General features: G+C 65.2%; 14 protein-coding genes and 1 pseudogene. 8 read left to right on the plus strand and 7 right to left on the minus strand.

Annotated features, from left to right (window positions below):
• Positions 1-421: 421 nt before the first annotated feature.
• The 7 genes from AC1DEZ_RS11385 to sorB all read left to right on the plus strand — a co-directional run bounded on the left by AC1DEZ_RS11385 (position 422) and on the right by sorB (position 5,615).
• Positions 422-1,324 (plus strand): GNAT family N-acetyltransferase, encoded by a 903-nt coding sequence (locus AC1DEZ_RS11385; RefSeq protein WP_441511440.1) that lies wholly within the window; start codon positions 422-424, stop codon positions 1,322-1,324.
• A gap of 228 nt (positions 1,325-1,552) precedes the next feature.
• Positions 1,553-2,590, plus strand: coding sequence for a YeiH family protein (locus AC1DEZ_RS11390; RefSeq protein ID WP_441511536.1), 1,038 nt, complete (start codon positions 1,553-1,555; stop codon positions 2,588-2,590).
• An 81-nt stretch (positions 2,591-2,671) separates the two neighbouring features.
• The gene (locus tag AC1DEZ_RS11395; RefSeq protein WP_441511441.1) at positions 2,672-3,193 is read left to right on the plus strand and encodes an RNA polymerase sigma factor; all 522 of its coding nucleotides are present in this window, start codon (positions 2,672-2,674) and stop codon (positions 3,191-3,193) included.
• Positions 3,183-3,545, plus strand: a complete 363-nt coding sequence (locus AC1DEZ_RS11400) for a zf-HC2 domain-containing protein (protein WP_476779698.1) — start codon at positions 3,183-3,185, stop codon at positions 3,543-3,545. Before AC1DEZ_RS11395 ends, AC1DEZ_RS11400 begins: the two co-directional genes overlap by 11 nt.
• 32 nt (positions 3,546-3,577) lie before the next feature.
• Positions 3,578-3,979 (plus strand): hypothetical protein, encoded by a 402-nt coding sequence (locus AC1DEZ_RS11405; RefSeq protein ID WP_476779699.1) that lies wholly within the window; start codon positions 3,578-3,580, stop codon positions 3,977-3,979.
• 83 nt (positions 3,980-4,062) lie between these two features.
• Positions 4,063-5,280 (plus strand): SorA family sulfite dehydrogenase catalytic subunit, encoded by a 1,218-nt coding sequence (gene sorA, locus AC1DEZ_RS11410; RefSeq protein ID WP_441511443.1) that lies wholly within the window; start codon positions 4,063-4,065, stop codon positions 5,278-5,280.
• Positions 5,281-5,291: 11 nt separating this feature from the next.
• The gene (gene sorB, locus AC1DEZ_RS11415) at positions 5,292-5,615 is read left to right on the plus strand and encodes a SorB family sulfite dehydrogenase c-type cytochrome subunit (protein WP_441511444.1); all 324 of its coding nucleotides are present in this window, start codon (positions 5,292-5,294) and stop codon (positions 5,613-5,615) included.
• 98 nt (positions 5,616-5,713) lie between these two features.
• Here sorB and AC1DEZ_RS11420 read toward each other — a convergent pair whose 3' ends face one another.
• Positions 5,714-6,094, minus strand: coding sequence for a methylglyoxal synthase (locus AC1DEZ_RS11420; protein WP_441511445.1), 381 nt, complete (start codon positions 6,092-6,094; stop codon positions 5,714-5,716).
• 86 nt (positions 6,095-6,180) lie between these two features.
• Between AC1DEZ_RS11420 and AC1DEZ_RS11425 the strand changes: the two are divergent.
• Positions 6,181-6,388, plus strand: a pseudogene (locus AC1DEZ_RS11425) (ATP-binding cassette domain-containing protein); the annotation flags it as partial.
• Positions 6,389-6,406: 18 nt separating this feature from the next.
• Here the strand turns inward: AC1DEZ_RS11425 and AC1DEZ_RS11430 are convergent.
• From AC1DEZ_RS11430 to AC1DEZ_RS11455, 6 genes are all read right to left on the minus strand, one after another.
• Positions 6,407-7,048, minus strand: coding sequence for a CDP-alcohol phosphatidyltransferase family protein (locus AC1DEZ_RS11430; RefSeq protein WP_441511446.1), 642 nt, complete (start codon positions 7,046-7,048; stop codon positions 6,407-6,409).
• A gap of 3 nt (positions 7,049-7,051) precedes the next feature.
• On the minus strand, positions 7,052-7,453 hold the full coding sequence (locus AC1DEZ_RS11435) for a hypothetical protein (protein WP_441511447.1): 402 nt from the start codon (positions 7,451-7,453) through the stop codon (positions 7,052-7,054).
• Complete coding sequence (locus AC1DEZ_RS11440) at positions 7,438-8,388, minus strand: phosphatidate cytidylyltransferase (RefSeq protein ID WP_441511448.1); 951 nt, start codon at positions 8,386-8,388, stop codon at positions 7,438-7,440. The genes AC1DEZ_RS11435 and AC1DEZ_RS11440 overlap by 16 nt, the downstream gene beginning before the upstream one ends.
• On the minus strand, positions 8,385-9,023 hold the full coding sequence (locus AC1DEZ_RS11445; protein WP_476779700.1) for a lysophospholipid acyltransferase family protein: 639 nt from the start codon (positions 9,021-9,023) through the stop codon (positions 8,385-8,387). The genes AC1DEZ_RS11440 and AC1DEZ_RS11445 overlap by 4 nt, the downstream gene beginning before the upstream one ends.
• A 136-nt stretch (positions 9,024-9,159) precedes the next feature.
• Complete coding sequence (locus AC1DEZ_RS11450; RefSeq protein ID WP_441511450.1) at positions 9,160-10,335, minus strand: OmpA family protein; 1,176 nt, start codon at positions 10,333-10,335, stop codon at positions 9,160-9,162.
• A 53-nt stretch (positions 10,336-10,388) separates the two neighbouring features.
• Positions 10,389-11,843, minus strand: coding sequence for a caspase family protein (locus AC1DEZ_RS11455; RefSeq protein WP_441511451.1), 1,455 nt, complete (start codon positions 11,841-11,843; stop codon positions 10,389-10,391).
• Between the last annotated feature and the right edge of the window lie 55 nt (positions 11,844-11,898).

Consider the following 11,898-nt stretch of genomic DNA (forward strand, 5'->3'; position numbering starts at 1 on the left):
CTGTCCAGTGCCTGAACGGCTGCTGCGACAACGGCGCTGCGCCGTCGGGGCAGTCAAGCGTTCGGGCGGCCGACATCTCTGCTGCAGGCGGCGGCCTAGCGCCCTGACGATATGATGCATCACGCGTGCCATCGTGGCGGTGGTGCCATCATTGCCTTGCTGCGGCTGCCGTGCACGGGCTGCGATTCGCAAGACCTGCAGCAAGCATGGTCGCAAATGACCCTGCATTCAACTGAATTCGGCCCGCGCGATGAGGCAGCCGGGCGGCGCCGGGCACCACTTATGCGGTTTGCCGCGCCGATCTCGCGATCCGGGATGCGGCAGGCGGGTTTCGCGGTGCGCGAGACCGCAATCGTGAAGACTGCTATGGTCGATATGGTTGCTCGCTCTCAATCTTGGAAATCTGTGCCGGAGTGACACGATGTCGCTTGTTTATAGGCCAGCTCGAGCGAACGATCTGGCAGCTGCCGATGCTCTGGTGGTGGCCAGCATCAACGAACTCACTATTCGTCATGGCTTCGGCCCCATGGCGTCGGCCAGCCCCCCGAGCTTTCAGCTGTTTTCGCTCGAAGACGACCCCGATGGCCTGTGGGTCGCTGAGGATAGCCGCGCGATGCTGGGCTTTGCCTGGAGCTGGGTTTGTGGGGATGTCTGGTTCCTGGCCCAGCTCTTCGTCGATCCGGCCCGACAGGGCGAGGGCATCGGAAACGAGCTGTTGGAACGAACCATGGAGCATGCCCGGAAATCAGGGGCGGCTCACAAGGCGTTGATTACCTTCACCTTCAATCGCGTCTCGCAGGGCCTGTATATGCGGCACGGGCTCTTTCCCAGGATGCCGGTCTACTTGTTCAACGCCGCGCGCGATCGGGTGGCGCAGGCGTTGCCGGAGCCGCGATTGCGAGCCGCGGCGATCGACGACAGCGCTGCTACCATGGAGAAGCTCGCCGCGATCGATTCAAGCGCCATCGGCATCTCGCGGGAAAAGCATCATCGCCACCTGCTCAATGACGCGGCGGTCGGGGGTGTCTTGCTCCACGCCGGCAGCGAATGCGTCGGCTACGCCTATATCAGCGCCAGCGGGCATATCGGGCCGCTCGCCGTCACGAGGTCTGGCATTCTTCGCGATGCCTTCTCGACGGCGTTGCGATTGGCGGCAGATAGCTCTGTCGAGAAGATTTCCGCTTTTCTGCCAGGTACCTGCGACAGCGTCTTAAGCCTTGCAGTGAAACAAGGCATGCGTATCAGCTTTCCCATGCTGCTGATAGCGTCGCCCGGCTATGGCGGCTGGACGCAGTATCTGCCGCGAAACCCAGGCTTCATGTGATTGCCAGGGCCTCGGTGCGACCTGTGTCATCGCGGCAGACGGATGGTCGTTCGGGGTCGCTCACCGCAGCGGGGGCCAGCGCAAATGTTCGGCGATGTAGATCATAACGTTCGATTGAATGCGTTTGCTTGGATCGTTTTTCTAAAAGATGGTGCCACAGAGAAAGAGTTTTTCTAATCCTTGGCGCCCCCATCCATGAATGACGTTTCCGGACCCTTCCGTTCGCCGATGCTGCGAGCCGGGCAACTTCTGCCTGGCTTCGGGCTTTGCGTGCTCATCAGTGCTGCGGCCTACGGCCTTGAAGTGCTGGAAGCGCATTTTACGGGGCGTGCGTGGCTGGAAGCTCTCGTGCTGGCCATCCTGCTCGGAACCACGGTGAGGACCCTTTGGACCCCGTCGAAGTTCTGGCTGCCGGGAATCGCGTTCTCGTCAAAGACGGTTCTGGAAATCGCGATCGTGCTCCTCGGCGCGTCGCTCAATGCCGAGGCCATCATCGCAGCCGGCCCGAGCCTGATCGTCGGCATCGCCGCAGTCGTCGCCGTCGCGCTTGCCGTCAGCTTTCTGATCGGACGCATGCTCGGCCTGCCCAAGCGCATGGCGGTCCTGGTCGCCTGCGGCAATTCGATCTGCGGCAACTCGGCCATCGCGGCGGTGGCGCCCGTGATCGGCGCAAGCGGTCACGACGTTGCATCGTCCATTGCATTCACAGCTGTGCTGGGCGTCCTGGTGGTGCTGGGCCTGCCGCTGCTGGTGCCGCTGCTGCATCTGTCGGACATCCAATACGGGGTGCTGGCTGGCCTCACCGTCTACGCCGTCCCGCAGGTTCTCGCGGCAACGGCGCCGGTAGCGGCCGCAAGCGTCCAGATCGGCACGCTCGTCAAGCTCGTGCGCGTGCTGATGCTTGGACCGGTCGTCGTCGTCCTTTCAATTCTGAGCAGCCGAGCGCAGGCCAAGGCGAATAACCTCACCGCAGAGAACCAGCCCCGTCGCGGCGTGCCCGTGCACAAGCTCGTCCCTTGGTTCATCATCGCCTTCCTGGCGATGGCGGCGCTCCGTTCGCACGGCGGTATCCCGCAGGCCGCACTTGGCCCTATCGCTCAAACTGCGACCATCCTCACCATCATCTCGATGGCCGCATTGGGCCTAGGCGTCGACATCCGCGCGGTTGCCAGGGCCGGCCGCAGCGTAACAGCTGCGGTTTCGCTCTCTCTGCTCGCGCTTGCCGCGGTCAGCGTCGGTCTGATCCGGCTGCTGGGCATCTCGTAGGTCTGCATCGAGGCTCCCGGCGGCGTCACTGCCAGCGGGAGCGACACGGCATCAGGTTCGGGAGGTGTCACCCTGCGAGCGATGATCGAAGAAGCGTTGCGCAGCAACTGGAAGAGCCTTTTTTCCTATGCGCTCCGCCTGACCGACAATCCCGACGCTGCCGCGGATCTGGTGCAGTCCTGCGCTCTCAAGGCACTCGGGAGCTCGGGTGCTCAGCCTCGCCCTGAAGCCGTTCGCGCCTGGTTGTTCAAGATCGTCCGCAATGCCTGGATCGACAATTATCGCCGCGCGCGCCACATCCCTGATGTGCCCGAAAGCGGAGCGCTGGAGGAGGGCCCTGGCTTCGACCATCGCTATGATGACAGCCTTATCGCCGAAATCACCGTTCGGCAGGCCTTGAAGCGGATACCGCCCGACCACCGCGAGATCGTCGAACTGGTCGATCTGGCGGGCTTCAGCTATGGCGAGGTCGCGTCTATTCTCGGGGTGCCGCAAGGGACGATCATGAGCCGGTTGAGCCGGGCGAGGCAGGCATTGCTGGCCGTCATCGAGCGCGAGAATCTGCGCCCCCTCCAGTCGAGGCGCCGCCGTCATGCACGGTGAGGAATCGGCCGGGGACGGCGGAGTTTCCCTCGATAGGCTGAATGCCTATGTCGACGACGAGCTTTCTGCGGAGGAAGCGGCCGAGGTTGCGGCGGCGATCGCCTGTGACCCACGGCTGGCCGAGCGTGTGGCAACGCTGTCGCGGCTGCGCGCCGTCGCACGCCGCTTGCCTCCCGAAATGGCGCCGCCCGCATTCATGCTGCCGCCCCGGCGCCGTTCGCGAGCGGTCCTGCCTGTCGCCGCCGCTCTGGCGCTCGCGGCCTGCATCGGTTTCCTCGCCCTGCTCTCCGGCTCGGCGAAAGCTCCTGACGGAGGCTCGCAGCCGCGATGTCAGCTCATCGCCACTGGATAGCAGAAGGTCAGCCGGAAATGCCGGAGCGACGCGTGCGAGTGGATCTCGCCGCAGCGCAGAGCGGACACCTTCCGGATTTGCGGGCCTCCGGCTTGGAGCTCAGCTATCTTTCGCTCGATCCGACCTCCGGCAATGGCGGCCTGCTCGCGGGCTATCGCGGCCCCCATGGCTGCCGGCTCGGGCTCTGGATGGCGCCGCATTCCGGACGCTGGGGTGCGACGCCGGTGAAAAGCGATCGCGATGAATTGCGCATACGCGCCTGGAGCACGGTCGGCGCCGACTACGCGCTGATGAGCAGCGGCATGGATCCCGCGCGGCTCGATCGCCTCGCCGATGTCATCGCCAATCTGATCCGTCAGAAGCTGGAGCCGACGGACGAGCAGGTCGCGGCTCTCAGGGACGTGCCGAATATCGGTCAGCCCTGCGGCGCCTGACCGTTTTCTTTCCTTGATATGGAATAGATCGACGCTCTGATGCGTCTCAATCTCCAGAGGAGTGTGTCCTCGGGAGAAACGCCATGTTGAACAGACGACAGATGCTCACATCTGCCGGCCGTGCGGCTTTGGGGCTGGGAGCCGCCGCGATCGCTGGATCGCGCTTCTCGGCCCTGGCCGCCGAAACCGTCAAATTGCCCTTCCAGAATGGCGAGCGCGAACTCGTCAAAGTGCCGGGCAAACGCCCGCTGATTCAGCAGACAGCCCGCCCGCCGCAGCTCGAGACGCCATTCTCGGTCTTCAATGACGGCGTGGTCACGCCGAACGACGCCTTCTTCGTTCGCTACCATCTCGCCGACATTCCGCTGGAGATCGACCCGGAAACGTTTCGGCTCGAGGTGAAGGGCAAGGTGTCCAAACCGCTCTCGCTGTCGCTGCGCGAGTTGAAGAGCGGCTTCCCTGCGGTCGAGGTCGTCGCGGTCAACCAGTGCTCCGGCAACAGCCGCGGCTTCGTCGAGCCCCGGGTCGCCGGCGGCCAGCTCGGAAACGGCGCCATGGGCAACGCGCGCTGGCGCGGCGTCTCGCTCAAGGCCGTCCTGGAGCGAGCCGGTGTCCAACCAGGGGCGGTGCAGGTCTCCTTCGACGGCCTCGACGGTCCGGTTGCGCCCGATACGCCCGATTTCACGAAGGCGCTCGCGCTCGACCATGCCCGCGACGGCGAAGTCATGCTGGCCTATGCCATGAATGGAACCGACCTGCCTTGGCTCAACGGCTATCCGCTGCGCCTGGTCGTGCCGGGCTATTACGGGACCTATTGGGTCAAGCACCTGAACGAGATCACCGTGCTGGACAAGGAGCTCGACAGCTTCTGGATGAAAACGGCCTACCGGATCCCCGACAATGACTGCGCCTGCGTCGAGCCTGGAAAGGCGCCCGTGGCGACGATTCCAATCAACCGATTCACCGTCCGCTCGTTCATCACTAATGTGCTGGATGGGGCCAAGGTCAAGGCTGGTAGACTTGCGCTGCGCGGCATCGCTTTCGATGGCGGTTCCGGCATCGCCGAAGTCCAGGTTTCCGGCGATGGCGGCCAGACCTGGGTCAAGGCTGGCCTCGGGCACGATCTCGGCAAGTACTCCTTCCGCGAATGGAAGGCGGACGTCTCCGTCGCATCCGGCGAGCAGAAGTTGATGGTCAAGGCGACCAACGCCAAGGGGCAGACCCAGCCGATGCAGCCGCTCTGGAACCCGTCCGGCTATCTGCGCAACGTCGTCGAAACGACGCGCGTCATGGCCGCGTGAGGGAGAATGTCATGACGACGATCACTCGCCCGCGCGCGTTCGGCGCCGCATTCATCCTCGCATGCACTCTTGCCGGAACCGCGCTCGCGGCTCCGAAGACCTATAAGCTGCCGGAAGAGACGGCCGCGCTCAAACCCGGCGCCGAGCCGGGCTTCGAGGCCGCCAAAAACAACTGCATGGCTTGCCACTCGGCCGACTACGTCAATTATCAGCCGAGCAAGAAGGGGCAGGCCTTCTGGGACGCCGAGGTCCAGAAGATGATCAAGGTCTACAAGGCTCCCATCGACGACAAGGATGCCAAGGCCATCGCAGAATATCTGGGCCAGACCTACTGACCGACGCGGAGCTGCGCCGGGGTCTGCTTCCAGCCACGGATTGTCCCTATCGAACTGGCGGCCCTTTGCGGGGCCGCCATTTCTGCGCCTGGTCGTCGTTACCGATCGAAAAGCCCGGATCGTGCGAGGGCGCTCGCCGTGCTGGGGCTGAAGGCGGCCGGGATATCGTACACCAGGACCAGCCTCAGCAATGCCTTCACGTCGACGTCGTGAGGTTGGGCGGCGAGGGGATCCGGAAAGAACAGAAGGACGTCCAATTCGCCTTGCGCAATCATCGCCCCAACCTGCTGATCGCCGCCAAGCGGGCCGCTTTTGACGAGGCGGATAGTGAGATCGGGAAGCGAGGACTTCAACACGCCACCAGTCGTCGCGGTCGCGACCACGGTATGGCGCGCGATCAAGCCGGCATGCTGTACGGCCCAGGCCGCAAGATCCGGCTTCTTGCTGTCATGGGCCACCATACCGATCGTGAGAGACATGGCGCTCAGCCCCCGAAGACGCGCTTGAGTTCCTCGACTTCGGTTTCAACACGAAGCTTGTCGCTGCGGCCGGAGCGGAGGATCAGAAGCTTCGCAGTCTCGTCGAGCTCGTCCGCCGCGTAAACAGCGCTTTGGAAATCCTTCCCAGGAGATATGGCGCACTTCGGGCTCTTGCCGCACGCTATCCCGACCCGTTGTCCGGTGGCCAGCAGCAGCGCGTCGCGATCTGCCGTGCCCTCGTCTACGAGCGGAAGGGTCCTGCTCCTCGACGAACCTCTCTCGAATCTCGACGCCGCGCCGGGTCACGAGCTTTCAGCGTGCGCGCAAACCTCGTGCGACACTCATGGCTCGCCTGATTGCGGTTATGGCGGCCCCGGCGGCTATGAGCCAGAGAGCGATAATCAGCACCTCGTTGTGGCCGCGCCAGAGCGGTTCCAGCAGTGACAGCAGGGCCGCCGCGGTGATCGTCGCCATGCGGTGCTGCTTGGCCATCGGGCCCGAGAAATCGGCCGGCAGCCCGCAGGCGCGGCCGAGTTCGCGCGTATACGCGGTCAGCACGGCAAAACCGGCAGCCGCCCAGCCCAGGGCCGGCACGCCAGCCCCGCAACCGGCGCCGACGAGAATGAGGATATCGGCAACGCGATCCGGGAATTCGTTCCAGAACGGCCCATCGGGCTCCTGCTTGCTGCCTTCGATGGCCACCATTCCGTCGAACAGGTTGCACAGCAATCTGAGCTGACAGAACAGGGCGGCGGCCAGGAGCAGGGCGGCGCGTGGGCCGGCCTCCGCCGCGCCCGCCTGCCAGAAGGTGATGCCGGCGAAAGCCGCCATCACCATGCTCGCCATCGAAATCTGGTTCGGCGTGATAGCGGCAGCGCTCAGCCGTCGGGCGATGGAGCGGGCCCAGCCGGAATCGCGGCTGGCGAGCGGGCGTCGATTCTCGTCCTGCGCCATCGTTCAGGCCTTCCCGATACGCCAGAGCGAATAATTGTAGAGCGCGGCGTAGCTCGTCGCGACGGTGAGGGGCACGGCGATCGTCCTTGCGATCTCGGGCGTGCCGCCGATCGTGTGGATGACGGTCAGCACGCTTGCGGAGACGAGCCCGGCGATCAAGGGCGGCGCCAGAAGCGCGGCGAGGCCGGTGAAGCGGCCGGCGAGATATTCGATGCATCGCTTCAGGACGAGCGTGATCGAGGCCGAGAGCGCACCCTGGATCAGCCCCGCTTGGAGCGGAGCCGGCATCGCATGGCCGCGGTTGGCGAAGGCCGCCCAACTCCCCATGGCGAGGAAGGCAAAGGCGACATGGACGATGCTGCTGCGCATCAGGCGTGCGATCGGCCGGGTCATACGGCCGACCATCCGTAGCGGACCAGATGGAAGAAGATCGGGGCTGAGAACACGACCGAGTCGAGCCGGTCGATGAAGCCGCCATGGCCGGCGATCAGATGGCCCCAATCCTTGACGCCGCGGTCGCGCTTGATCGCGGACATGACGAGCCCGCCGAAGAAGCCCATCAGAACGATCACCAGCGACAGGAAGGCGGCTTGGAGCGGCGTGAAGGGCGTCATCCAGGAGAGACCGGCGCCGACGGCGGTCGCGCTAAGCGCGCCGCCGACGAAGCCCTCGACGGTTTTCGAGGGCGAGAGCTTCGGCGCGATCTTGGTGCGGCCCAAAAGCTTGCCCCAGACATATTGCAGGACGTCGCTGATCTGCACGACGATGACCAGAAAGGCGATCAGCAGGACATTGCGTCCCTGATAGCCGGCGATGTCGAGGTTCAGCAGCGCCGGCACATGCGAGGTGCTGAACACGCAGATCATCAGCGCCCACTGCACTTCGGCGATGCGCACGAGGAAATGGTCGGTGTCGCCGCGCAAAGCCGCGATGATCGGCATCAGCAGGAAGGCGTAGACCGGGATGAAGATCGAGTAGAGCCCGTACCATTCGATCCAGATCAGGTAGTATTGCACCGGCAGCACGACGAAGAAGGCGGCCGCCAGCGCCCAGTGGTCGGCCCGGCGCGTATCGATCAGCGTGATGAACTCGCGCAGGGCTGCGAAGGAGCAGAAAGTAAAGAGCAGCGTCACGCCGGTCTTGCCGCCGATCAGCGCCAGCGCCATCAGCACGACCATGACCCACCAGGCCCGGATGCGGTCGTTGAGGTTCTCGACCACGGCGTTAGAGCCGTCCGGCGAGAATCTGCGCTGCAGCACGAAGCCGATAGCGGAGGCGAGGACGAGGACGCCGAGGATGCCGGCGAGCACGGCCACCAGATCGGGATGCGGCATCGTCATGACGCGTTCGCCTTGGGGGACAGGGCGAGCAACGCGGCTTCGGCTCTTGCCAGGAAATCCTGCTTCGTTTCCGCATCGGCAAGACGGAGCGGCGCGCCGAAGGTGACGGTGCAGATCAGCGGGATCGGCACGAACTCGCCCTTGGGCATGACGCGGTTGAGGTTGTCGATCCAGGCCGGCACGAGGACGACGTCCGGCCGCGCCTTTGCCAGGTGGAACAGCCCGCTCTTGAACGGCAGGAGCGGGGCCTCCGTGGTGTTGCGCGTGCCTTCCGGGAAGACGATGAGGGACGAGCCGGCATCCAACGCTTCTGTCATCTGGGCGATCGGATCACATGTGCGGCTCGCGCGGTCGCGATCGATCAGAACGGCGTTGAAGACATCGCAACCGATGAAGCGCCTCATGCGGCTCTTCAGCCAGTAATCGCTCCCGGCGACCGGCCGCGTCTCAAATCGCATGCGGCGCGGCAAAACGGTCCAGATCAGGACGAAATCGCCATGGCTCGCATGATTGGCATAATAGATCCGCTGCTCGGCGGCCGGGGCCACACCTACCCACCGTCCGCGGACGGCGGTCAGGAAGCGGGCGAAGAACAGGATCAGCGTGCCCGCCAATCTGATCCATGCTTCATGCATGTCTTAGCCCCGATTGCCGCCCCACCGCTGAGGTAGCGTTCAATTCCGGCGCTGTCGATATTGTTCGAAGTCGGAAAATGGCCTCGCAGCAGCGCACGGATCAATGTCGCGAATATCCGGCGCTGCAAGGACGTCGTCAGCAGCCGATCACCTTGAATTCCACCCGCCGGTCGAGCGCGTCGCTGCTGTCGTCCTTGCCGGTTCCGATGAGGTTTTCCTTGAAGCCGCGCCCGGTCGCGATCATGCGGTTGCGGTTATCCGGGGCGCCGGTCAGCAGCAGATCCATGACGAACTGGGCGCGCAGCGTCGAAAGGCGCTCGTTCACCTGCGGTAGCCCGGTGTGCGAGGTGTGCCCGACGATCTCCAGGCAGGCTCCTTTCTGACGGGCATGCGTCGCGATCTGGCTCAGCCACATCGGATAGGGTTCGGTGATCCGCGGATCGTCGATGAACTGGGTGGTGCCGGGCTTGAACAGCAGCTTCACCATCAACTGGTTGGTCCCCAGCCCGTAATCGACGAGGTCGCCGAAGGCATCGACCATGTCGTCGCGCCGCGCGAGCTTTGTGGCGGCGAGGTAGGTCCCGATCCTGACCCGGTGCTGCTCGCCTCCAGGCAGTTTGCGCGCGGCCCGATAATAGGCCAGCGCCTCGCGGAAATGCTGCGCTTCATAGGCAAGGATGCCGTCATTGACCAAGGCATTCGCCGTCAACCGTTCGACATAGGCCGGATCGATCGCCTCGCCGAGCTTCGTGCCCTGACAGGTCTTGATATAGGCGTTGGTGGCCTGGTCCTGCGCCCAGAGCGGCGAGTCGCGGTAGAATGGGGTCGGCGTCACGTCGACGCCCTCGATCTGGGCACGCGCCACGCCCTTCGAGACGACGCTGTTCGTTTTCAGATCCGCCAGCGTCAGGCAGATCCGATAGGCGTCCCGCGGGCCGTCCGCCGCACCCTGGTTGTTGACGGCGGTGAAGGTGCCGACCAGCACGACAGGCTTGCGCGCCAGCGCCTCGCTATCGAAGGCGCGGACAGTGAAGCGCGGATAGGATTTGCCGATGATCTCGATCAGCGTCTGCTGCATCGTGCGCGTGGCGCTGGATTGCGAGCCGGAGGCAGCGTCGATCAGCGGGTCGATGACGAGATCGATCTGCTGTTCAGTGAGCGCGGCCTTGCCGAAGAGGTCGTCGGCAGCCTTCTGAAGCGCTTGCTGGAAAGGCGCCGGCGTGGGCGGCGGCGGCGATTGTGCCCAGGCGGCCGCGCTCGCCAGAAGCGTCAGCGGAGTCAAAATTCGGCCGAGGCGCGCGGCGATCGACATGCTCCATTCCTCCCTGTGCGTGCCGGCTTTCGCCTCACCTGGTCCCACGCCGCTCAGCGGCATTGCTGAAGCTGCTCGCGCGCCGCCGGCGTGAGATCGCCGAGCTGGGCGCGGAGCAGGAGTTCGCCGCAATTCGTCTTGGCCGGCGCGCCGGCTGCCGGATCGGCACGGCGCTCGGCCGGGCGCGGCGCACTTGCCGGCACGGCCTGCGGCTGCGCCGACCGGTCGGCCGGCGAGGGCGTCAGAGTGCCGAGCCGCGCCGCCAGCGCCTGCTCGACATTGCGGCGCTCTTCAGCCAGGCGCCGCTTCTCGGTTTCGAGCGCAGCCAGTTCCTTCTCGCGCCGGGCCAGTTCGTCGGCGAGACGGGAGCGTTCGGCAGCGTCCCCGGTCGGTGGCTTGGGCTGGATAGGAGCCGGCCTCGCCCGCGTGCTGTCCCCGCTCGCAGGTGGCGGCGGCGGGACCGCTTCGTCGGGCTCCTGCCGGGCAAGATCGGTCGCGGCCTGCTGGCGCCCCTGTTCGGCTCGCTCGACACGCTCCAGCAGCGCGCGCTCGCGCTCTGCGAACTCGCGCACCAGCCGGTCGCGTTCATTCGTCGCGAGCGAGCGGCGCTCGATCAGGTCGAGACGCGTGCGCGCATCGATGGCGAAGAAGCTCGCCGGATAGCGCTGGATGAAATCCCGGAGCACGCCGGGCTCGTCGCTGGAGCGGATGCGCTGCCAGATATCGGCATCGGTCTCCTCACGGTTGAGGTAGAAATCGCCGAGCAGCGACAGCGAGAGCTCAGGGGTCTGCCGGCCGGAGGTCGCATCGTAGACGCTCTTCTGGACGCGGCGGAACAGCGTCGCCACCTCCAGGCCTGGCTGGTCGATCTCGCGCACCAGCGCGGCCGTGAACGGGCTGTTGCGGCCGGCGCCGTCGGCGGCGACGTCGTTGGCCTGCGTCGCATAGGCGATGACCATGCCCTGCGCCCGCGCCACGGGCGCCAGGCCCGAGCTGACAGAGAAGCCGCGCGTCGCCTGCCTCTTGGCGAGCTGGTTGACGAAGGGGTTGTTGCGGCAGGCGTCCAGCACCATGATCTTGACGCCCTTGGCGAAGTTCAGCGCCGTGACGACGTCGTTCAGCCGCGTCGTCTCATATTGGACGCCGACCTCGTCCTCTATCTTGGCTTCGACCGGCACGAGGTAGTTCTCGCCGTTGAACTGGAAGCCGTGGCCGGCGAAATAGAACATCGCGGCATCGGCGTCCTGCGCCAGCCGGGCGAAGCGCGTGAGCGCCGCATCCATGCCGCGCTTGTCGAGATCGATGCCGTCGATCACCTCGAAGCCGACCTTGCGCAGTGCCCCGGCCATGTCGCGGGCGTCGTTGACCGTATTCGGCAGGGCGGGGGCGTTGCGATAGCTGGAATTGCCGATGACGAGCGCGACACGGCGCTCCGGAACCGGCGCCGCCATGGCCAGCCCCGTCAGCATGAGCATGACCAGCCCGCAAAGTCTGGCGATGAGGATCATGACCGCCTTCCCCGCGTGAGGCTAACGCATGACTTCGCCGGACTCCAGAACAAAG

The sequence above is a fragment of the Allobosea sp. 10L422 genome (assembly GCF_056395345.1).